This window comes from Blastococcus haudaquaticus (assembly GCF_900230285.1).
Lineage (GTDB): Bacteria > Actinomycetota > Actinomycetes > Mycobacteriales > Geodermatophilaceae > Blastococcus_B > Blastococcus_B haudaquaticus.
This window is the reverse complement of the sequence record NZ_OCNK01000003.1, coordinates 144523-165096: the sequence shown is the minus strand read 5'-3', so window position 1 is coordinate 165096 and position 20574 is coordinate 144523. Positions and strand designations below refer to the sequence as shown.

The following is a 20574-nucleotide window of genomic DNA, read 5'->3' as shown; positions in this document are numbered from 1 at the left end:
CCTGTAGCGACGGCCGACCGGAGTCACCCGGAGGAGTGACCGGCCACCGCCGGCCGCCGGAGCACGGACAGGGCCAGTGCCGCCGCGGCCGGGAAGGAGTCCACGACGGCCCAGGCCTGCGGGACGTCCGGCGCGGACGCGTACTCGCCCTGGCGGATGCGGACGGCCCGCGCCCCGACCGCGGCCGCGACGGCGACGTCCTTGCCGGGGCGGTCGCCGATGACCAGCAGCCGTCCGGCCGGCACGCCCATCCGCCCGGCCAGCGCGGTCAACCCCGCGGGCTCGGGCTTGCGCATCGCACGACCGCCCAGTGCGTCGGTGACGACGACGAACGGGATCTCCAGGCCGGTCGCGGCGAACTTGGCCGCCTGGATGTCCGGGTTGCCGTCGGTCAGGCAGCCCACCGGCACGACGGCGAGCAGCGACCGCAACGCCGCCTCCACGCCCGGATAGGGGCTGAGCCGGGCCGGCGCGTGCCCGGTGAACGCCGTCACCAGCGGCGGCACCAGACCGGGCAGGTCGGTCTCCGGCACGCCCACGGCCAGCAACGCCCGGTCGATGGTGCCGCCGGCGTCGGAGCCCGCGGCCAGGCAGGCGGCGAGGGCGCCGGCGACCGCGTCGCCGTCCAGGCCCAGCCGGGTCGCCGCCCGGCCCACCGCCACGGCCGCACCGGCGAGGTACTCGGCCTGGGGGTACAGCGTGTCGTCGAGGTCCACGACGACGCCCAGCGGAGGCGCGCCGTCCCACGGCGGTGCGGATGGGTCCGTCACCACGGCAGCCGGCCGTCGGTGAAGTCGGGCTCGGTCAGGGCCAGCAGCGCGTCGGTGCGCGGATCGGCGAGGATCTCCGCGACGCGCACCCCGGTCGTGCCGTCCCCGTACGGGCAGGGCAGCGCGGCGGCGCGGGCCTGGGCCTCCGGCGTCGCGTGCGCCTCCGCCGCCGCGAGGATCCCGGCGGGCGCGTCGTCGTCGGCGAGCCCGGCCAGGGTGGTGGTGCCGGCCTCGACGCCCTCCCAGCGCGGCGTCGACGCCCGGAGGACGACGACGGGAACGCCGAGGAACGCCGCCTCCTCCTGGATCCCGCCGGAGTCGGTGACCGCCAGGCGGCACCCGGCCAGGGTCGCGAGCAGGGTGTCGTAGTCCATGGGTTCCGTCACGCTGACGTTCGGGTGTACGAGCCGTCCGGTGAGCCCGGTCTCCTCCAGCCGCCGGGCCGTCCGCGGGTGCACCGGGAAGGTCACCGGGCCGATCCGGTCGGCCAGCCCGCGGACCACGTCGACCAGGCGACCCAGCCGGGCGGGGTCGTCGACGTTGGTCGGCCGGTGCGCGGTGACCAGGACGCCGTCGCGGTCCGCGACCGGCCGGGGGGCGATCCCGCGCTGGACGAGCGTGTCGATGACCGGGTTGCCGACGACGAAGACCCGCTCCGGGGCCACGCCCTCGGCGGCGAGGAACGCGGCGGCGCGGGCGGTCGGTGCGAAGTGCACCTGGGCGATCGCCCCGGCGACCCGGCGGTTGACCTCCTCGACGCTGCGCTGGTTGAGGCTGCGGAGCCCGGCCTCCACGTGCCCGAAGGGCACCCCGGCGGCGCGGGCGGCCAGCGCGTAGGCGGGCACGGTGTTGGTGTCGCCGAGCGCCAGCACGAGGTCGGGCCGGGAGCGGGTCAGGGCCTCCGCCGCGTCGGCGTGCAGGGCACCGGTGCGGGCCGGCTGCTCGGTGGGCAGCGTGAACCGGTACGTGGGGGTCAGCCCCAGCACGTCCTGCAGCTGGGAGCTCAGCGCCGGGTCGGTGTGCTGACCGGTGTCCACGGCCGTCACCCGGTGCCCGGCGGCGCGGAGCGCGGCCACGACCGGAGCGAGCTTCACGACCTCCGGGCGGGTGCCGAACGGCACCAGGACGTGCCGGACCCGGCTCACGCCAGGACCGCGAGCGGGGACGACGGATCCGCGACCGGCGACCCGTCGGGGCCGGTGTAGGTCTCGGCGAAGTAGCGGCTCATCCGCACGCCCGGGGTGAACCAGAGGAAGGGCAGCTCCGCCTGGGGGTCGCGGATGCCGGCCAGGTAGGCGGAGACGACGTCGGCACCGGCGGCGAGGGTGAGCGGCAGCCCGCCGGAGAAGCGCGGGTTGATCTCGACCACCGTCGCCGTCCCGTCGTCGGCCACGAACCCCTGCACGTTCGCCGGCCCGGTCAGCTGCACCGCGGCGAGCGCTGCGGAGACCAGGTCGGTGACGGCCTCGGAGGAGAAGGTCGTCCCCTTGACCGAGATCCCGGCCTTGGTCTCGTCCCGCCAGCGGGGGACGACGGTCACCAGCCGGCCGTCGCGGTCCACCAGCGCGTCGGCGGTGAACTCCCGGCCGGACAGCCGGGTCTGCGCGATCAGCCCCGGGTCGGCGGCCAGGGCGGCGACGACGTCCGGACCGCTGTCGAGCAGCTGCAGGCCGCGGCTGCCCCGCCCCGCGTTCGGCTTCACGATCCACGGCCCGGGCAGCTGGGCGACCTGCTCCGGCCGGGTCGCCGTCCGGGGGTGGGGAACGCCGGCGGCCCGCATCCGGGTGGAGAACGCCGCCTTGTCGCAGCAGACGTCGACCGCGGCGAGACCGGGCAGCCAGGTGGCCACGCCGGCGGCGGTCAGCCGGTCGACGCCGGCGGTGAGCGCGGGCAGCTCCTCGGCGACCGTGCCGATCAGCGCGTCCGCGCCGTAGGCCGCGGCCGCACCGAGCAGCGCGTCCAGGAACCGCGGGTGGTCGGCGGTCGGCACCGTGACGGCGGCCTGGGCCAGCGCTCCCCCGGCCGCCGCGCCGTCGGCGTCGGCCGCGACGACCCGGTGCCCGACGGCGACGAGCCGACGGATGACCGCGATCCCCGCGGGACCACCGGAGCCGGTCACCAGGACGGCGCCCCGGGACGGCCGGGCATGGAACGGGATCTGCGCGTCGAGCGGTGACCGGGGCACCGGCGGCAGCGGGACGGGCATGCGGGTCATCGGACGTCCTCGGTCTGGGCGGTGCCCGGTGCGGGGCGGGCGAAGCTGCGGGGGTGCGCCGGCCGCTCGGGCTGCCGCGGGACGGGGCGGGGGGCGGGCACGGGGACGGGCGGGATGGCCCGCACGCTCCGGACCAGCGTTCCGTCGTCGTCCGGGGGGACCGCGAACTGCTGGGTGTCGTCGTCGAGCCCGGCGTGCTCCGCCGCTGCTTCGGCGCGGCCGCTGCGGCGGCCGAACAGCCAGCCGCGCGCCCACAGGCGCACCGCGGCGATGCGGTCGTTGGTCACCGGCTCCCACTGACGGGCGGCGATCGCGTCGGCCAGGGCGTCGAGGACGGTGACGTCCTCCTCGTAGGTGGCGACCGCCAGCAGCGAGGCGATGTGGGCGCCCAGGCCGTCGGCGACCAGGGCCCGCACCGTCGCGGCCCGCTCCTCCGGCGGGAGGTGACCGATCCGGTAGTCGATGCGGCCGGCCTCGCGGCGCGCCGCCAGCCGGCGCGACACCCGGCTCGGCAGGACGTAGCGGTGCATCAGCCCGGTGATCGTGCGGCGGCGGGCGTTCGGGCCGGCCTCCTGCTCCTCGGTCCGGTAGCCCAGGCCCGGACGCGCCCAGCTGTTGGGCCGGCGGGCGGTGTGCCGGCCGGCCACGTCCTGCTCGGCCCGCTCCGAGATCGGCAGCGTCAGCCAGACCATGATCAGGAAACCCATGAGGGTCGCCGCGAGGGTCCAGACCGTGCCGACCCAGTCGTGGAAGAGCACCATCGCCGGCTGGCCCCAGTGCACGCCCGCCAGCGCCGAGGCGATCAGGCGCAGGTCGTTGGCGATCACCACCGCGACGAGGCCGACGGCCAGGCCGTAGACGGCGTGCCAGCGCCGCTTGCGCAGCACCGAGACGGTGAGGGCCGTGAGCCCGATGACGGTCAGGATCGACGAGCAGGACGTCGTCACCGCACCGTCGAGGATCTGGCCGTCGTCCCGGAACATGAGGATGTGGCCGGGGATCGCCGCAGAGACGCGCTCCTCGCCGAAGAACCGGAGGATCGCGACGGTCCAGCGGGCCTCGTGCTCCTTGAACCACGTGGCGCCGTAGCGGTAGCCGACCAGGCAGATGGAAACGGCGACGATCAGCTCGACGAGCACCACCAGGCGCCGCCGGGCACCGCCGCGGACCACGACGCGGCCGCGGATCTCCCGCGGGACGACGGTGGCGGTCATCGCTTCTGCACCGCCACGAGGACTGGGGCGACCGTGGACGTCGATCCCGAGCGGGTGGTCTTGACCCAGGTGTAGGGCCGGCCCAGCATCCCGTCGAGGTAGGCGCGGGTGGTGATCCAGATGGAGAGCGCGAACGCGGGCAGGAAGCCGAGCAACGACCAGGCAGCGCGCCGCTCCACCCGGCCGACGAGCAGCCCGACGGTCAGCTCGGCCAGCGGACCGACGAACAGCAGCATGGACAGCGGCAGCAGGCCGATGATCGGCTGGTCACCGATGTCGAACGCGCGCAGGACGGTCAGCAGCACGCCGATGCCGCTGAGCACCGGCACGTGGTAGCCGAGCAGGAACAGCAGCGACTCGATCTTCTCCATGACCGTGAGGTGCGGTGAGCGCAGCATCGGCCACGAGTAGTCGCGGAAGCACTTCTGGTGGCCCCGGGCCCAGCGGTAGCGCTGCGTCCAGAAGCGCCGGGCGGTGACCACCGCCTCCTCGTAGTCGATCGCCGAGACGTCGTAGCGGACGCGCTGGCCGGAGAGCAGCACCCGGAGGGTCAGGTCGGTGTCCTCGGTGACCGTCTCGAGGTTCCAGCCCCCGAGGGCCCGGAGGGTCGACATCCGCACCGCGCAGTTCGCGCCGCCGTACGCGGGCAGCTCGAACAGGGCCTGCCGGCCGTACTCGTTGACCAGGTAACCGGAGAGGAAGTCGACGAAGACCGTGGTGGCCATCGTCGACTCCTTGCCGTTGCGGATGACGCACCGGCCCATCACCGCGCCGACGCTCGGGTCCCGGAAGTGGCGGACCAGGCGGCGCAGCGCGTTCGGCTCCGGTTCGTGGTCGGCGTCGAACACCAGGACGACCTCGGCGTCGATCGTCGCCAGGGCCTCGTTGAGCGCGCCGGACTTGCCGCCACCGGCGTTCGGGGGGCGGTGCAGCACCCGCAGGCGCGGCTCGACCGACGCCCGGGCGTCGAGGACCGCGCCGGTGCCGTCGTCGGACCCGTCGTCCACGACGACGAGGGTGAGCCGGTCCGCCGGGTACTCCAGCGCCAGCAGCGCGGTCAGCATCCCGTCGACGACGAGTTCCTCGTTCTTGCAGCCGACCAGCACCGCGACCGACGGGGTGTACCCGTCCAGGTCGACGTCGGCGGCCAGCAGGTCGGCCTCGGCCCAGCGGGCGGCCGACACCGCGAAGGCGAGGTGCCGGAAGAAGTAGATGGCGAAGACGATGTTGAGCGCGCCGGCGATGTACCCGAGCACCGGGTCGACCCCGAAGGCGGCCAGCGACGCCGCGAGCAGGACCACGTAGGCCACCAGGACGAGGCGGCGGCCGTCGGGCCGGCTCTCGTGGGCCGGGGGTGCGGTCGGCGCCGCGAGGTGATCGGCGGTCGCCGGGGCTGCGCTCATCGGCCGGCGGCGGCCGGACGACGCGGCGCGGGCACGACCCGGCTCCCGGACCGCCGGCGGTCGGCGGGGCGGGCGGGGACGGGTGCGAGGTCGAGGACCATCCGGGTGGGCGCGAAGGCCTCGGCGTAGCCGATGCGGGCCTGGGCGCCCCAGTGCCGCGCCGACGCCTGGACCGCGTCCGGCTCCACCATGGCGGAGAACTCGACCTGCGAGCCGTGGGCGCCCAGGGCGGCGAGCTTGCCGGAGAGGAAGGCGGTGATGTCGACGAACACCGTCGGGGCGAAGGCCAGGGTGGAGGGGCTCTGGTAGTGCAGGACGCGGGACAGGCGGCGGGCGGCCGACAGGGTGGCGGCGGCGGTGGCCCGGTGGTCCTGGTGGCTGTCCTCGGGGGCGTGCACGTAGACCAGGTCGGCCTGCGTCTCCGCGACGACCGCCTCGATGATGCCGATGGTGGTCGTGTCGGAGACGACGGCGCAGTCGCGCAGACCGCCCCAGCGCAGGGCGGCGCCGAGGGTGCGGGCGGCGGTGCGCTGCTCGGCGTGCCGCTCGCCGGCTCCCGGACCGCTCTCCCCGCCGGTCATCACGAGCATGGTCACGACGTCACCGGCCGCGGCGTGCGCCAGCAGCGACGCGCCGCATCCCAGCTCGATGTCGTCGGGATGGGCCCCGACTGCCAGTACCGACTTCCCGGCCATGGTCTCTTCCTGTCGACTGAGCGGCTCTGGGAGGACGTCCCATCCCTCACTCGGCCGGATGATCGGCACGTCGACGGCAGTCCTGTAGCGCGAAGTCCCGGAACGACGCCCGGATCGGGCGTCCGACCCCCCGGGCGGCTGGGCCGTCACGTCGTGCCCCGTCGTCCGGCGCGGGTCAGCCGAGGGCCGTGACGAGCGACCCGCCCGTCCCGCCCACCGGCTCGAGGACGAAACCCAGGTTGGCGAGGACGTCGGCGATCGCGGCGTTCATCGACTGCTGGATCGTGGCGTCGGCCGCGGCGCCCCGCAGCTGGTGCACCGTCATCCGGTCGTGGCCGCGCCAGCTGACGACGACTCCGCAGAAGGCGGTGTCGGGCATCAGGCAGACGCCGCCCGCCGGGGAACCCTGCGGGTCGTGCAGCGGCAGGCCGGCCTCGATCAGGGCCGCCGCGACCTCGACGACCAGCGTCGTCAGCGGGTCGGTGTCCGACAGCAGCTCGTCCCAGTCGCGGGGCAGCCGGTCCAGCTGGTCGCCGAGGTCGCTCAGCCAGGCGCGCTCCTCCGGCGAGGGCCGCGGGGCCACGGTGCCGTCGGCGTGCCGGGCACCGAAGACCGCGACCACCGGCAGGTCGTCGGCCAGGGCCGCCCAGTCGGCGTCGATCCGGTCGGCGAACGGGCCGGCCACGGCCTGCGCGGAGTCGTCGACCAGCCACCAGCCGGGCCCGCGGCCCGCCGGCGCCGGGCCGGGACGGACGGCGACGTCGACGGCGGCGTCGACGGCGTGGGGGCGCGCCTGCGTCTCGGTGGCACCCGCCTCCCAGCTGCCGAGCCGGCTCCCGGCGGGGTGCGTGCCGGACTGCTGCGCGGCCGAGCGCTGCGCCTCCCGCGCACCGTTGCGCTCGAACTCGTAGCGAGCGGTCGAGCTGGTGGCCAGAGCCACCACCAGACCGGTCAGAACGAGGAAGCCCAGAACCGCCGTCGCCGGCCATCCCACCGTCACACCCATGTCCACGCGCGGACTCCTCAGTACCCCGTCGCCGCGGCGGGGAAGTGCCGCGGACAAGGGGAAAGGTAGGTCGGCGGGGGTGGCTGACGGCCGGCTGCGACGGGGCGGGGAGGGGCCCGTCACCGGATCGTTGCGAGCGCCGTCCCGGGGGGTCGGTGACCCGTCTCCCGGGTCGCCGTCTTGTCGACAAACCGCCCGCCCACCAGCGCGAACACGGCGTTTCGGCGTGCGGTCATCCCCGGCGACCCCGCGCCGCGGCGTGTCGGGCGCTCTCTCCCTATCGGCAGTCGCCCGGAGGATGCGTACGCCGTCGGTCCAGCAGTGCGGAGGGCGTGGGATTCGAACCCACGAGGAGCTGTGAACTCCTAGCGGTTTTCAAGACCGCCGCCATCGGCCACTAGGCGAGCCCTCCTGGCGCCGTCGAGGCTAGTGCCCCGCTGCCGCTCGGCGCCGCGCGCGGGTCCGGGAGGTGATCAGCACTGGCCAGCGGGCCCTCGATCGCGACGAGACCCCGGTGGACCAGTGCTGATCAGGGGACCGACGCAGCGGTCAGAACTCCGTGCTGCCGTGGTCGGCCGACGTCGGCAGCGCAGTCGCACCCGCGCCCACCGGCTCGGCGGCCGGCGTCTTCGCGCGGTGGATCTGCTCGTAGACCCGCGCCCGCAGCTCGGCGAACCGCGGCGAGGACCGGGTGGTGAGCTGGTCGCGCTGGTCGGGCAGGTCGACCGCCAGGTCGTCGCGGATCACCGTCGGCGAGTTGGACAGGATCAGCACCCGCTGCCCCAGGTAGACCGCCTCGTCGATGTCGTGGGTGACGAAGAGGGTCGTGACCTGGAACTTGTGCCAGAGGTCGCGGATGAGGTCCTCGAGGTCGGCGCGGGTCTGCGCGTCGACGGCGGCGAACGGCTCGTCCATCAGCAGGACGTGCGGCTCGTAGGCCACGGCGCGGGCGATGGCCACGCGCTGCTGCATGCCGCCCGACAGCTGCCACGGGTAGGCCGCGTGCGCCTCCGCCAGCCCCACCGCGGCCAGCGACTCCTCGACCAGTTCCGTGCGGCGGGCGGCGGCCAGCTTCTTCTGCTTGAGCGGCAGCTCCACGTTCTCGCGGACGGTCATCCACGGGAAGAGGCTGCGGCCGTACTCCTGGAAGACGACGGCCATGCCCGGCGGCGGCCCCTCGACGCGCTTGCCCTCGAGCAGCACCTCGCCGGACGTCGGCTCCAGCAGCCCGGACATGATCTTGAGCAGCGTCGTCTTGCCGCAGCCGGACGGGCCCACGAGGCAGGCGAGCTCGCCTGCCTGGAGGGTGAACGTCAGGTCGCGCACCGCCTCGACCGTGCGGTCCTTGCTCTCGTACACCTTCTTGATGCCACGGACGTCGAGCACGGGTCAGCCTTTCGAGAGGTTCAGGAGGAGCGCTGGGCGCGGCGCAGGCCGTGGTACCAGCGCAGCTGGCGGTTCTCCACGACGCGGAACAGCAGGGCCAGCAGGAACCCGAGCAGGCCGAGCATCAACATGCCGGCCCACGTCTCGGCGATGGCGAAGCTGCGCTGCGCCTGGACGACGGCGAAGCCGAGGCCGTTCGACGCCGCGAACAGCTCGCTGATGACCATGAGGATGATCGCGACGCTCAGCCCCTGGCGGAGGCCGGCGAAGATCTGCGGACTCGCCGCCGGGAGCACCAGCGTGCGCAACCGCGCGGCGCCGGTGATGCCGTAGGTCCGCGCGGTGTCGCTGAGCACGGTGTCGACGGCGCGGACGCCCTCGACGGTGTTGAGCAGGATCGGCCACATGCAGCCGAAGGCGATGACGACGACCTTCATCCCGTCGCCGATGCCGAACAGCAGCATGAAGATCGGCACGAGCACCGGCGGCGGGATCGCCCGGAAGAACTCCAGGACCGGCTCCAGCAGCCCCCGCACCGTCCGCGACGTCCCGATGAGGACGCCGAGGGAGATGGAGACCACGACGGCGAGGGCGTAGCCGGCGGCCAGGCGCAGCACGCTGGGGACGACGTCGGCGGCCAGCCGCGGTCCGAACCACTCCTCGACCAGGCTCTGCAGGATCTCCGACAGCGGGGGGAAGAAGAAGTCGGTGCTGTTGGCGCTGGCGAACCACCAGGCGGCGAGCAGCACGATCGGCAGGCCGAGGGCCAGCCCGAGCCGGCGCAGCACCCCGGTCATGCGGGCAGCTCCCCTCGCTGCGACGGGTGCCAGGACAGCGCCCGGCGTTCGATCGCCCGGAACACGAGGTTGACCAGCACGCCCAGGATCCCGGTGACGACGACGATGGCGTAGGTCGGCGCGATGGCCCCGCTGCTCTGCGCGGTGCCCAGCAGCTTGCCCAGCCCCGGGTTGCCGATGACCAGTTCCGAGGTCACCGCCAGGATCAGCGCCACCGCCGCGGCCAGCCGGAGGCCGGTCATCACGTACGGCAGCGCCGTCGGCCAGGTCAGGTAGCGCACCCGCGCCCACCGGCCCAGCCCGTAGGCGCGCGCGGTGTCCTGCGCGACCGGGTCGATGTCCTGGACCCCGTAGAGGACCTGGATGAGCACCTGCCAGAAGGACGCGTAGACGACCAGCAGCAGCTTGCTCTCGATCTCGGTGCCGAAGAGCAGGACGGCGATCGGGATCAGCGCCACCGACGGGATCGGCCGCAGGAACTCGATGGTGGACGCCGTGAGCTCGCGGGTGATGCGCGAGCTGCCGATGAGGATGCCCAGGACCACGCCGGCGACCGCGGCGATCGCCAGGCCCAGCGCCCAGCCCTGCAGGGTGTCGAGCACCGCCGTCCAGAAGGTGGACTGCCCGACCAGCTCGACCAGGGCGGAGCCGATCTCCGACGACGTCGGGAAGTACTCGTGGGGCAGGACGCCGATGCGCGGCAGGATCTCCACGAGCGCGACGAGCGCGAGCAGCCCCAGCAGGCCCAGCACCACCTGCGGGACGCTGCGCCGCCGGGGGGCGCGGGGCAGGGCGGCGGAGGTGTCGCTGACCGGCGGGCTCCCGGCGGGCGACACGACCGCGGGTGGGCCGCTCATCGCGCCACCGTCGGGGCGCCGGGCACCGGACGCGTCATCGCTGCCTTCACCACCTGTTCGCTGTGGTCCGCATGCTCCTCCGCGCGCTCGGGGCGCGCGAGCCCCGCTGCGACGTCCGGCACCGCGGTCCCGCTGTCGCGAGGCATCGGACCCTCCCCCGACCGGCGTTCGTTCTTGTGTCCAGGCGTTCGCTTTGCGAACGTGTGTGTGCACAGTGGACGCTCGCAGGTGAGGGGCGTCACGTCAACCGGGGTGGCCGGAGCGCTGGGGTCCGGGGTGATGATCGAGGAAGAGGTCGCCGTGGAACCGGCCGCCGAGGGCGTCGCGACGGTCGCCGCGGGCGCCGGACCGGGGCGGGACAGCAACTTCGTGCAGTCCCTGGACCGCGGGCTGGCGGTGATCCGCGCCTTCGACGCGCAGCACCCCCGGCTCCCGCTCAGCGAGGTCGCCCGGAAGACCGGCCTGACCCGGGCGGCCGCCCGCCGCTTCCTCCTGACGCTCGTGCAGCTCGGGTACGTGCGGGTCGAGGGGCGCGAGTTCTCGCTCCGACCCCGTGTGCTGGAGCTCGGGTACGCGTACCTGTCCGGCCTGACGCTGCCCGAGGTGGCCCAGCCGCACCTCGAGTCGCTGGTGGGCCGGGTGGACGAGTCGTCGTCGCTGTCGGTCCTCGACGGCGACGACGTCGTCTACGTGGCGCGGGTGCACACGAAGCGGATCATGACCGTGATGATCACGGTCGGGACCCGGTTCCCGGCCCACGCGACGTCGATGGGGCGGGTGCTGCTGGCCGGACTGCCCGCCCGGGAGCTGGCGGACTACCTGGCGCGGGTCCAGCCGGCACCCCTGACCTCGCGGACCGTCACCGACCGGGGCAGGCTCGGGGCGATGCTGGAGCAGGTGCGGGACCAGGGGTACGCGCTGGTGGACCAGGAGCTGGAGGAGGGGCTGCGCTCCGCGGCCGCCCCGGTGCGCAACCGGGAGGGTGCGGTCGTCGCGGCGGTGAACCTGTCGGTCAGCGCGAGCCGGACCTCGCTGCGCCACCTGGAGGACCGGTTCGTGCCGCCGCTGCTCGAGACCGCCGCACAGATCTCCCGCGACCTCGGTCGCCCCGCGTGACGACGGCGAGGCGCGTCGGCTGGACGGTGGTCGCCCCCGCGGCGGTGCTCGTCCTCACCGCGCTGTGCCTCCGTGGCCCGTTCGCCGCCGTCGGGCCGGTGCTGGGCGACGTCGGGGACGAGGTGTCGCTGTCCACCGGCGCCCTGGCCGTGGTCACCTCGCTGCCCCTGGTCTGCTTCGGCCTGCTCTCCCCCTTCGCCCCGGCGCTCGCGGCCCGCATCGGGCTGCACCGCGCCGTCCTCGCCGGCGCCGTGGCGCTCGCGCTCGGCATCGGTCTGCGCTCGGCCGGCAGCGTCGGCCTGTTCGCCGGCACCGTCGTCCTGAGCGGCGGCATTGCGATCGCGAACGTGCTGCTGCCCGCCGTCGCCCGGGCCGAGTACGGCAGCCGCAGCGCCGCCGTCGTCGGGGCGGTGGTCGGGTCGATGGCGCTCTCGGCCAGCCTCGGCGCGGGGCTGGCCCAGCCGCTGGCCGTCCTGGCCGGGAGCGCGATGGGCGGGCTGGCGCTCTGGGTGATCCCGGTGGGGCTGGCCATCGTTGCGCTCGCCCTGCTGGTCCGCCGCCGTCCCCCCGCCCCCGCTCCGCCTCCGGCCTCGGGTCGACGCACCGCGATCCTGCGCGACCGGGTAGGCCTGGCCGTGATGGCGTTCTTCGGTCTCCAGTCGCTGTCCTTCTACGCCCTGCTCACCTGGCTGGCCGCGATCCTCGAGGACGACGCGGGCGTCGGCCCCGTCACCGCCGGAACGCTGGTGGCGCTCGCCGCGCTCGTCGGTGCCCCGCTGTCCCTGCTCGTCCCGCCGCTCGCCGCCCGCCGTCCGAGCCAGGTGGTCTGGGTCGTGGGGGCCGCCGTCCCCATCGCGGCCGGCATCCTGGGCCTCCTGCTCGCCCCCGAAGCGGCACCGGCCCTGTGGGCGGTTCTGTACGGCCTGGGTACCGGCGCGTCGTTCCCCCTCGCCATGACCCTGGTCCTCCTGCGCAGCCGCGATGCCGCCCAGACCGGCCGGCTGTCCGCCGCCTCGCAGAGCCTGGGCTACCTGCTGGCGGCGACCGGCCCGCTGTTCGTCGGCCTCCTGCACGAGGTCACCGGCGGCTGGACCGCCAGCCTCCTCCTGCTGCTGGTCGCGCTGGCCGGTCAGGTGGCCGCGGGTCTGGTGGCCGGCCGCCCCCTCCTGGTGCGCGCCGACGCCTGAGCCACCTGGGCGAGTGAGCAGTTGACGTCGCCGACACGCGCCGACCCGCCGGTGCGGGCGACCGCAACTGCTCACTCGGCCGCCGGGGCGATCCCCTGGGGCGTCTCCTCGTCCACCGGGCGGCCGACGACGCCGTGCAGGTGGCAGGCCGCGAGCTGACCGGCCGCGCCGGCCGGCTGCAGCGCCGGGTCCACCGTCGGACAGGGCTCGAAGGCGTACGGGCAGCGGGTCCGGAACCGGCAGCCGCTGGGGACGGCGGCCGGCGAGGGCACGTCGCCCCGCAGGACGATCCGCTTCCGCTCCCGCTCCATGGCCGGGTGCGGGAGCGGGACGGCGGACAGCAACGCCTGCGTGTACGGCATCTGCGGGTCCGAGCCGACCGCCGCGGCCGGCCCGATCTCCACGACCCGCCCCAGGTACATGACCGCGATCCGGTCCGACAGGTGCCGGACGGCGGACAGGTCGTGGGAGATGAAGAGCAGCGTCAGCCCGAGCCGGCGCTGCAGCCGCCGCAGCAGGTTGAGCACCTGCGCCTGCACGCTGACGTCGAGGGACGCGATCGCCTCGTCGCAGACCAGGAAGTCCGGCTCCCCCGCCAGTGCCCGGGCGATCCCGACGCGCTGCCGCTGCCCGCCGGAGAACTCGTGCGGGTACCGGCCGGCCACCGAGCGGTCCAGGCCGACCAGCTCCAGCAGCTCGCCCACCCGCGCCGCCCGCTCCCGCCGCCCGCCGTGCAGGCCGTGCACCTCCAGCGGCTCGGCGATCGTCTGCGCCACCGTGCGGCGGGGGTCGAGGGAGGCGAACGGGTCCTGGAACACCATCCCGGCCCGGCGGCGCATCTCCTTGAGCCCGCGGCGGTCCAGCGAGGTGATGTCCGTGCCGTCGAAGGTCACCGTCCCCCCGGTGGACGGCACCAGCTTGAGCAGCGCGTTGCCGAGCGTCGACTTCCCACACCCGGACTCCCCCACGAGGCCGAGCGTCTCGCCGCGGTGGATGTCGAGGTCGACGCCGTCGACGGCGCGCAGCAGCCCGGCCGGTGTGCGCCGCAGCCCGCCGCCGCCGATCGGGAAGTGCACCTCCAGCCCGCGGGCCGACACCAGGACGTTGCTCATCGTTCGGCTCCGGACTCGTTCCGCTCCTCGGTCGCTGGCGCTCCCTGCGATGCTCGCTCGCCCGTCGCTCTCACAGCGCTCATCCGCCGCACCACGTCGCCGCCCGGTGCGGCAGCTCGGGGCCGAAATGGCCCTTCTGGCCCCTGGGGACGACGACGAGCGGAGGCTGCTCGGTCTCGCACCGCGCATCACCGCGCACCGGGCACCGCGGCCAGAACACGCACCCGGTGGGCAGATCGGTGGGTGCCGGCGGGAGGCCCGGCACGGTCGTCAGGTCCGGCAGTTCGCCGTCCGGCCCCACCGGCGCCGCCAGGTCGGGCAGCGACCCGAGCAGGCCCCGCGTGTACGGGTGCGCCGGCCGCTCGAGGACGTCGTCCACCGTGCCGTCCTCCACGCAACGGCCGCCGTACATGACCAGCACCCGGTCGGCGATGCCCGCGACGACGCCGAGGTCGTGGGTGATCCAGATGACGCCGGTGCCGTGGTCGGCCTGCAGCTTCTCCACCAGGTCGATGATCTGCGCCTGCACCGTCACGTCGAGGGCCGTGGTGGCCTCGTCGGCGATCAGCAGCGACGGCGAGTTCGACAGCGCGATGGCGATCACGACGCGCTGGCGCATGCCGCCGGACAGCTCGTGCGGATAGCGGTCCAGCGCGCCCTCCGGGTCGGGCAGGCCCACCTCGGCGAGCAGCTCCGCGGCCCGGCGGCGGGCCGCCTCCTTGGAGACGTCGGCGTGCGCGCGCAGGCCCTCGACGATCTGCTTGCCGACCGTCAGCACGGGGTTGAGCGACGTCATCGGGTCCTGGAACACCATGCCGGCGCCGGGGCCACGCACCTGGCGCAGCCGCTCGGGCGACATCGCCAGCAGGTCCTCCCCCTCCAGCAGCGCCCGCCCGGTCACCGTCGCCACCCGCGGGGGCAGCAGCCCGAGCAGGGCCAGCACCGAGACGCTCTTGCCGCTGCCCGACTCCCCCACGACCGCGACCGTCTCGCCCGGGCCGACGGTGTACGAGAGCCCGTTCACCACGTGCGCCGTCCCCCGCGGGGTGCGCAGCTGCACCCGCAGGTCATCGACCTCGAGCACGGGCCCGGCCATCGACCCGCTCATCGCCCACCACCGGCCATCAGCGTCCGCTGCCGCGGATCCAGCACGTCGCGCAGCCCGTCGCCCAGCAGGTTGAAGCACAGCACCGTCACCACGATCGCCATGCCCGGGAAGAAGGCGAGCCACCAGGCCAGCCCGATGAACTCACGGCCCTCGGCGAGCATGAGCCCCCACGACGGGTTCGGCGGCTGGGTGCCCAGCCCGAGGAAGGACAGCGCCGCCTCGGCCAGGACGGCGAACGCGAGGCTGACCGACGTCTGCACGATGATCGGCGGCGCGGCGTTGGGCAACACGTGCCGGGTCAGCAGCCGGAAGTCCGAGGCGCCCACCGACCGGGACGCGCGGACGTAGACCTCCTCGCGGACGCCGAGCACGCTGGCCCGGGTCACGCGGGCGAAGATCGGCACGTAGACGACGGCGATCGCGATGATCGTGTTCGACGTCCCCGGGCCGCGGATCGCCAGGATCGCGATGGCCAGCAGCACCGCGGGGAACGCGAACAGCATGTCCATCAGCCGCATGAGGACGTCGTCCACCCACCCGCCGTAGTAGCCCGCCAGCAGCCCCAGCAGGGTGCCGACCACGAGGGCCAGCCCGACGGACAGGAAGCCCACCTTCAGCGACACCGAGGCGCCGATGATCACCCGGCTGAGGATGTCGCGCCCGAGGTTGTCGGTGCCGAAGGGATGGCTCCAGCTGGGCGCCTGCAGCCGGTCGGCGATGTCCTGCGCGTTGGCCGACTGCGGCGCGAAGGCCCGGTCGAAGACCGCCACCACGATGATCGCGAGCAGGACCAGCGCCGCGCCGAGCGCGACCTTGTTGCGGACGAGCAGCCCGAGGGTCTCCCGCCAGCGCGGCCGGACGGGCCGCAGCGGCACGGGTTCCGCGGTCACAGCAGGACTCGGCTGAATGTCATTGCCGGATCCTCGGGTCGATCCGGGTGTACAGCAGGTCGACGAGCAGGTTGATCACCAGGAAGACCAGCGCGAACAGCAGGACGGCGCCCTGCAGCACCGGGTAGTCGCGGGCCTCGACCGCCTGCAGGGCCAGCTGGCCGAGCCCGGGCCAGGAGAAGACGATCTCCACGACGACGACGCCGGACAGCAGGTAGGCCAGCTGGACACCGGTCACCGTGACCAGGGGCAGCAGGGCGTTGCGCAGCACGTGCCAGGTGAAGACCTGCCGGGTCGGGAGACCCTTCGCCTGCGCCGTCCGCACGTGGTCGGAGCCGAGCGCCTCCAGCACGCTGGACCGCACGAACCGGGTGAGCACCGAACCGGAGACCACACCGGTGGCGATCGCCGGGAGGATCAGCCGCTGGGCCCACTCGACCGGGTTCTCCGTCAGCGGCACGTAGCCGCCGGACGGCAGCCAGCCCAGTGTCCCGGCGAACACCAGGATCAGCACGATGGCCAGCCAGAAGTCCGGCACGGAGATGCCGAACTGGCTGATCACGGTGGCGATCCGGTCGACGACCGACCGGGGCCGCAGCGCCGAGATCGTCCCGAGCGGAACGGCGATCAGCAGGGCCAGCACGATGGCGGCGAGCGCCAGGGTCAGCGTCGCCGGCAGCCGCTCGGCGATCAGCGTCGTCACCGGCTCACCGCTGCGGAAGCTGACCCCGAGGTCGCCGGTCAGCGCCCGCCCGGCCCAGGTGAAGTACTGCTCGACCAGCGGCAGGTCCAGACCGTTGCGCGCCCGCAGGGCGTCGTAGGCCTCCTGGGAGTACCGCGTGCCGAGCGCCCGGCGGACCGGGTCCCCCTTGACCAGGTGGATCAGCGAGAAGACCAGCACGCTGACACCAGCCAGGACCACGAGGGACTGGCCGGCCCGCCGGAGCAGGAACCCGGTCAGGGCAGCTCCACTTCCTCGAAGTTGATCGCGCGGTCGGCCCGGATCCGGTAGCCCTCGAGACCCGGGACCCAGGCCTGCACGACGTCGGGGTTGTAGAGGTACAGGTAGCTGACGTCGTCGACGATCAGCTTCGCGGCCTGGTCGTAGAGCTGCTTGCGCGCGTCCTGGTCGGTCTCGGTGGACGCCTCGGTGAGCAGCCGGTCGACCTCCGGGTTGCTGTAGCCCTGGTAGTTGCTGGACCCGTCGGTGATGTGCTGGGCCTCGTAGAAGTCGGCGGGGTCGATGTTGCCGAGCCAGCTGAGCATGAAGGCGTCGAAGTCGCCCTGGTCCTGGCGGTCGAGCCAGGTGGCGAAGTCGAGCACCTCCACCTCGACGGTGATGCCGATCGCCTCGAGCTGGCTGGCGATGACCTGCGCCGCGGTGACCGACTCGGGGAACTCGTCGGTGACCATCAGCCCCATCGTGAGCGGGGTGGTGACGCCGGACTCCTCCATCAGCTGACGGGCGGCGTCCTCGTCGGCGTCGAACGGCGCGTAGTCGGAGTAGAAGAACGAGTCCTCGGGGATCGCCGTCTGGTTGGCCCGGGCGGCCTCGAAGCGGGCCGCCTCGGTGACCTCCTCGCGGTCGATGGCGGTCGCGATGGCCCGGCGCACCTGCGGGTTGCCGAAGGGCTCCCGGGCGTAGTTCATCGACATGTACCAGTAGTCGACGCTCGGGGTGCTGGCCAGCTCGACGTCCTCGTTCTCACCGAGGGACTCCACCTGCTGCGGCGGCACGTTGTCGGTCCACTGGACCTCACCGTTCTCCAGCGCGGTGAGCGCGGCGGCCGGCTCGGTGATGTAGCGGTACTCGACGCCGTCGATGGCCGGCGCCCCGCCCCAGTAGTCCTCGTAGGCGGTGAGGACGGTGCTGCTCGCGTCGGAGCTCTCCAGCTGGAAGGGGCCGGTCCCGTTGGCCTCCGTCGTCAGGTCGAGGTCCTCGGCGGCACCCTCCGGCAGGATCGCCATGCCCTTGAAGGCGCCGATCAGCGACAGCAGGTTCGGGGTCGGCTGGCTCACCCGGATGACGACGCTCTGCGGGCCGTCGGCCTCGACGGCGGTGACGTTGGCGAACCGGTAGGAGTTGGCCAGCTCCTCGTCGATGATCCGGTTGTAGGAGTAGACGACGTCGGCGGAGTCGAACTCGCTGCCGTCGTGGAAGGTCACGCCCTCGCGGAGGGCGAACGTCCAGGTGAGGCCGTCCTCGCTGGTCTCCCAGGACTCCGCCAGGCTCGCCTCCATCGTGAGGTCCTCGGCATTGGGGACGACCAGGGTGTCGTAGACGTTCTCCAGCACCTGGAAGCTCGGGTAGGCGCTCGTCACGTGCGGGTCGAACTGGTCGGGCTGCGCGCTGACGGCGGCGACGAGGACGTTGTCCCCGCCACCCCCGCCGCCCCCGCCGGTGTCGACGCTGTCCCCTCCACCGCACGCGGTGAGCAGGAGGCCGCCGGCAGCGGCGAGAGCGAGTGGTCGGTAGGCGCGCACGGTGGTCCCCCGGGGCTCGGAAGTGCAGGTCCGCCCCCGACCTTCGCGCCCAGGGGCCGGGGCGTCCACCCCAAGTCCGGCGCCGTCGCGATCGTTGCGGCTTCGAGATGTGGGCGTCCGGCGGGCGCATGAGCCGGTGGCGAGCGGCCGGAAGTGATCCGGCTCACACTGGAGCTGACCGCCCGTCGCCCCGAGAAGGTGCCCCATGACCGACGTCCAGTCCACGCACCGGGCCCGCATCCCGCGCGACCGGGAGCACGACTACACCGACGAGATGGCCCACCAGCGGCAGTCCTTCGTCGCCGAGCAGACCGGCGCCGACCTCCACCACGTGGGCAGGTACTCGTTCGACCCGGCCGTGCTGCCGGGCAACGTGGAGAACTTCACCGGCGTCGCCCAGGTGCCCATCGGCGTCGCCGGGCCGCTGGCGATGCGGGGCGAGCACGCCCAGGGCGACTTCTTCGTCCCGATGGCCACCACGGAGGGCACCCTGGTGGCCAGCTACAACCGCGGGATGCGGCTCATCGGCGAGTGCGGCGGCGTCCGCGCGACCGTCGTCGACGACCACATGCAGCGCGCGCCGGCCTTCCTGTTCGACGACGCCCTGCAGGCGCGCGAGTTCGGCCGCTGGGTGGACGAGCACCTCGACGGCATCCGGGCGGCCGCCGGGACGACGACCCGCTCGGGCCGCCTCACCTACATCGGCCAGCACCAGATCGGCCCGCTGCGCTACCTGCGGGTCAACTACACGACCGGCGACGCGGCCGGGCAGAACATGACCGGCAAGGCGACGCTGGCCGCCTGCGAGTGGATCCGGGAGAACCATCCCGACCACCCTCGCTACGTGCTGTCGGGCGCCATCGACACGGACAAGAAGCACTCGCAGATCAACATGCTCATGACCCGGGGGAAGCGGGTCGTGGCCGAGGTGACGATCCCGGACGAGGTCCTCCGGCGCGTCACCGGCGTCGACACCCGGCAGCTGTTCGAGTACCGGCAGATCGGGATGGCGGGGGCGTTCATGTCGGGCGCGGCCTACAACGGTGCGCACGCGGCGAACGGCCTGACCGCGATGTTCATCGCCACCGGCCAGGACGTCGCCAACGTCGCCGAGTCGCACTCCGGCGTCACGTACACGCAGCTGCGCGAGAACGGCGACTACTACTGGTCGACGACCCTCACGTCGCTCATCGTCGCGACCTACGGCGGGGGCACCGGGCTGGCCACCCAGCGGGAGTGCCTGGAGATGCTGGGCTGCTACGGCGCCGGCAAGGTGCAGAAGTTCGCCGAGATCTGCGCCGGCGTCGTCCTCGCCGGGGACATCTCGCTGACCTCGGCCATCCTGGCCGGCGACTGGGTCACCAGCCACGACGCCCTCGGCCGCAACCGCTAGGGCAGCCCGTCAGCGGCCCGTCAGCCGCCGACGGTCACGTCGTTGAAGGGCAGGTGCGGCTCGACCCACGGGAAGACGACGAACAGCAGCAGCGCCACGACGGCGAGCACCAGCACGAGGGCGGTCAGCGCCTTGACGGGCGTCGCGCCGGGCAGGTGCCGCCAGATCCAGCCGTACATGCGTCCTCCTGCTCAGCGCTCGTTGAGGGCGGCGGGCCCGTTGGGCGACTCCGCCTTGCTGACGGTGGCGTCCAGGCGCGCGTGGATGATCATGCGCTGCTCCGCGGAGTAGCGGGGGTGGCAGGTCGTCAGGGTCAGGTAGGCCCCGGTCGGCGGGGCGTTCTCGGCGGCGCCCGGCGTCGGCGAGATGACCTCGATGTCCTCGGGCCGCACGATCTGCCGTCCCGGGATGCCGCTGGGGTCCGCGTCGCCCAGCATCCGGTAGACGAACCAGGTGTCGGAGGTCTCGACGACGATCGGGTCCCCGGCCTGCAGGATGTCGAGCTCGAGGAACGGGGATCCCTTGCCGACGCGGTGGCCGGCGAAGGAGACGTTGCCCTGCTCGCCCGGCATGGCCGTGCCCTCGTAGTGGCCGGGGCCCTGGGAGAGCTGCCGCTCCTGCGTGCCCTCGAGGACGACGCGCTCGTAGTCCAGGCCGAGGCGCGGGATGTGCAGCACCCCGAAGGCGTCGCCGACCTTGCTCTCGTGGACGGGCAGCACGGTCGGTGACCGGTCCCAGTCCTCGTGGAGCTGCTGGGACAGCTCGTCCTGGCGGCGGTCGGTGATCACGTCGGTCACGAGGAGCTCGTAGACGACGAACAGCAGGACGACGAGCCCCGCGGTCACGAGCGCCTCGCCGACCACCTGGGCGACCGTGCGCCACCGCTCCACGGGCGCCGGTCGCGGTTCCGGACTGCGCACGTCCGCGTCCAAGGTGTGCAC

General features: G+C 73.8%; 20 protein-coding genes and 1 tRNA gene. 3 read left to right on the top strand and 18 right to left on the bottom strand.

All coding sequences use genetic code 11. The annotated features are described in order from the left end of the window. Positions 1-23: 23 nt before the first annotated feature. The 11 genes from CRP30_RS12150 to CRP30_RS12100 all read right to left on the bottom strand — a co-directional run bounded on the left by CRP30_RS12150 (position 24) and on the right by CRP30_RS12100 (position 10343). Positions 24-770, bottom strand: a complete 747-nt coding sequence (locus CRP30_RS12150; protein ID WP_097184925.1) for an HAD family hydrolase — start codon at positions 768-770, stop codon at positions 24-26. Then, the gene (wecB, locus tag CRP30_RS12145; RefSeq protein WP_097184262.1) at positions 767-1915 is read right to left on the bottom strand and encodes a non-hydrolyzing UDP-N-acetylglucosamine 2-epimerase; all 1149 of its coding nucleotides are present in this window, start codon (positions 1913-1915) and stop codon (positions 767-769) included. Before wecB ends, CRP30_RS12150 begins: the two co-directional genes overlap by 4 nt. Continuing rightward, complete coding sequence (locus CRP30_RS12140; protein ID WP_097184261.1) at positions 1912-2985, bottom strand: ATP-grasp domain-containing protein; 1074 nt, start codon at positions 2983-2985, stop codon at positions 1912-1914. Before CRP30_RS12140 ends, wecB begins: the two co-directional genes overlap by 4 nt. After that, positions 2982-4199 (bottom strand): exosortase/archaeosortase family protein, encoded by a 1218-nt coding sequence (locus CRP30_RS12135; RefSeq protein WP_097184260.1) that lies wholly within the window; start codon positions 4197-4199, stop codon positions 2982-2984. Before CRP30_RS12135 ends, CRP30_RS12140 begins: the two co-directional genes overlap by 4 nt. Beyond that, the gene (locus CRP30_RS12130) at positions 4196-5602 is read right to left on the bottom strand and encodes a glycosyltransferase family 2 protein (protein ID WP_097184259.1); all 1407 of its coding nucleotides are present in this window, start codon (positions 5600-5602) and stop codon (positions 4196-4198) included. The genes CRP30_RS12135 and CRP30_RS12130 overlap by 4 nt, the downstream gene beginning before the upstream one ends. Then, positions 5599-6297, bottom strand: a complete 699-nt coding sequence (locus CRP30_RS12125) for a PIG-L deacetylase family protein (protein ID WP_097184258.1) — start codon at positions 6295-6297, stop codon at positions 5599-5601. The genes CRP30_RS12130 and CRP30_RS12125 overlap by 4 nt, the downstream gene beginning before the upstream one ends. A gap of 175 nt (positions 6298-6472) precedes the next feature. After that, a complete protein-coding gene (locus CRP30_RS12120; RefSeq protein WP_097184924.1) occupies positions 6473-7303 on the bottom strand; it encodes a hypothetical protein in 831 nt (276 codons plus the stop codon). 324 nt (positions 7304-7627) lie between these two features. After that, positions 7628-7715: transfer RNA gene (locus CRP30_RS12115), tRNA-Ser, on the bottom strand. Between the two features lie 137 nt (positions 7716-7852). Beyond that, the gene (locus CRP30_RS12110; RefSeq protein ID WP_097184257.1) at positions 7853-8689 is read right to left on the bottom strand and encodes an ABC transporter ATP-binding protein; all 837 of its coding nucleotides are present in this window, start codon (positions 8687-8689) and stop codon (positions 7853-7855) included. A 20-nt stretch (positions 8690-8709) separates the two neighbouring features. Then, on the bottom strand, positions 8710-9486 hold the full coding sequence (locus CRP30_RS12105; RefSeq protein ID WP_097184256.1) for an ABC transporter permease: 777 nt from the start codon (positions 9484-9486) through the stop codon (positions 8710-8712). Further along, positions 9483-10343, bottom strand: coding sequence for an ABC transporter permease (locus CRP30_RS12100; protein ID WP_097184255.1), 861 nt, complete (start codon positions 10341-10343; stop codon positions 9483-9485). Before CRP30_RS12100 ends, CRP30_RS12105 begins: the two co-directional genes overlap by 4 nt. Positions 10344-10622: 279 nt before the next feature. Here CRP30_RS12100 and CRP30_RS12095 point away from each other — a divergent pair, with 279 nt between their 5' ends. Together CRP30_RS12095 and CRP30_RS12090 are read left to right on the top strand one after the other, a co-directional pair. Then, the gene (locus CRP30_RS12095) at positions 10623-11459 is read left to right on the top strand and encodes an IclR family transcriptional regulator domain-containing protein (RefSeq protein ID WP_097184923.1); all 837 of its coding nucleotides are present in this window, start codon (positions 10623-10625) and stop codon (positions 11457-11459) included. Then, the gene (locus CRP30_RS12090) at positions 11456-12646 is read left to right on the top strand and encodes an MFS transporter (RefSeq protein ID WP_097184254.1); all 1191 of its coding nucleotides are present in this window, start codon (positions 11456-11458) and stop codon (positions 12644-12646) included. Before CRP30_RS12095 ends, CRP30_RS12090 begins: the two co-directional genes overlap by 4 nt. Before the next feature lie 71 nt (positions 12647-12717). Here CRP30_RS12090 and CRP30_RS12085 read toward each other — a convergent pair whose 3' ends face one another. From CRP30_RS12085 to CRP30_RS12065, 5 genes are all read right to left on the bottom strand, one after another. Then, on the bottom strand, positions 12718-13758 hold the full coding sequence (locus tag CRP30_RS12085; RefSeq protein WP_097184253.1) for an ABC transporter ATP-binding protein: 1041 nt from the start codon (positions 13756-13758) through the stop codon (positions 12718-12720). A gap of 79 nt (positions 13759-13837) precedes the next feature. After that, positions 13838-14866: an ABC transporter ATP-binding protein gene (locus CRP30_RS12080; protein WP_235003356.1), complete on the bottom strand. Its 1029-nt coding sequence runs from the start codon at positions 14864-14866 to the stop codon at positions 13838-13840. Beyond that, complete coding sequence (locus CRP30_RS12075) at positions 14863-15756, bottom strand: ABC transporter permease (RefSeq protein ID WP_235003355.1); 894 nt, start codon at positions 15754-15756, stop codon at positions 14863-14865. Before CRP30_RS12075 ends, CRP30_RS12080 begins: the two co-directional genes overlap by 4 nt. Before the next feature lie 19 nt (positions 15757-15775). Beyond that, positions 15776-16705: an ABC transporter permease gene (locus tag CRP30_RS12070; protein ID WP_255407360.1), complete on the bottom strand. Its 930-nt coding sequence runs from the start codon at positions 16703-16705 to the stop codon at positions 15776-15778. Between the two features lie 8 nt (positions 16706-16713). After that, positions 16714-18240: an ABC transporter substrate-binding protein gene (locus tag CRP30_RS12065; protein ID WP_200814719.1), complete on the bottom strand. Its 1527-nt coding sequence runs from the start codon at positions 18238-18240 to the stop codon at positions 16714-16716. A gap of 205 nt (positions 18241-18445) precedes the next feature. Between CRP30_RS12065 and CRP30_RS12060 the strand changes: the two genes are divergently transcribed. Beyond that, positions 18446-19633, top strand: coding sequence for a hydroxymethylglutaryl-CoA reductase (locus CRP30_RS12060; protein ID WP_097184249.1), 1188 nt, complete (start codon positions 18446-18448; stop codon positions 19631-19633). 20 nt (positions 19634-19653) lie between these two features. Here CRP30_RS12060 and CRP30_RS22770 read toward each other — a convergent pair whose 3' ends face one another. Together CRP30_RS22770 and CRP30_RS12050 are read right to left on the bottom strand one after the other, a co-directional pair. Beyond that, entirely contained in the window at positions 19654-19812 is a 159-nt protein-coding gene (locus CRP30_RS22770) for a hypothetical protein (protein ID WP_097184248.1), read from the bottom strand. Between the two features lie 12 nt (positions 19813-19824). Continuing rightward, on the bottom strand, positions 19825-20574 hold the full coding sequence (locus CRP30_RS12050) for a class E sortase (RefSeq protein ID WP_235003353.1): 750 nt from the start codon (positions 20572-20574) through the stop codon (positions 19825-19827).

Excerpts from the sequence above, each read along its gene's own strand:
- CRP30_RS12140 (WP_097184261.1), bottom strand. The coding sequence starts at position 2,985 with ATGACCCGCATGCCCGTCCCGCTGCCGCCGGTGCCCCGGTCACCGCTC.
- CRP30_RS12135 (WP_097184260.1), bottom strand. The coding sequence starts at position 4,199 with ATGACCGCCACCGTCGTCCCGCGGGAGATCCGCGGCCGCGTCGTGGTC.
- CRP30_RS12130 (WP_097184259.1), bottom strand. The coding sequence starts at position 5,602 with ATGAGCGCAGCCCCGGCGACCGCCGATCACCTCGCGGCGCCGACCGCA.
- CRP30_RS12125 (WP_097184258.1), bottom strand. The coding sequence starts at position 6,297 with ATGGCCGGGAAGTCGGTACTGGCAGTCGGGGCCCATCCCGACGACATC.
- CRP30_RS12120 (WP_097184924.1), bottom strand. The coding sequence starts at position 7,303 with ATGGGTGTGACGGTGGGATGGCCGGCGACGGCGGTTCTGGGCTTCCTC.
- CRP30_RS12105 (WP_097184256.1), bottom strand. The coding sequence starts at position 9,486 with ATGACCGGGGTGCTGCGCCGGCTCGGGCTGGCCCTCGGCCTGCCGATC.
- CRP30_RS12100 (WP_097184255.1), bottom strand. The coding sequence starts at position 10,343 with ATGAGCGGCCCACCCGCGGTCGTGTCGCCCGCCGGGAGCCCGCCGGTC.
- CRP30_RS12095 (WP_097184923.1), top strand. The coding sequence starts at position 10,623 with ATGATCGAGGAAGAGGTCGCCGTGGAACCGGCCGCCGAGGGCGTCGCG.
- CRP30_RS12085 (WP_097184253.1), bottom strand. The coding sequence starts at position 13,758 with ATGAGCAACGTCCTGGTGTCGGCCCGCGGGCTGGAGGTGCACTTCCCG.
- CRP30_RS12080 (WP_235003356.1), bottom strand. The coding sequence starts at position 14,866 with ATGAGCGGGTCGATGGCCGGGCCCGTGCTCGAGGTCGATGACCTGCGG.
- CRP30_RS12060 (WP_097184249.1), top strand. The coding sequence starts at position 18,446 with ATGACCGACGTCCAGTCCACGCACCGGGCCCGCATCCCGCGCGACCGG.
- CRP30_RS22770 (WP_097184248.1), bottom strand. The coding sequence starts at position 19,812 with ATGTACGGCTGGATCTGGCGGCACCTGCCCGGCGCGACGCCCGTCAAG.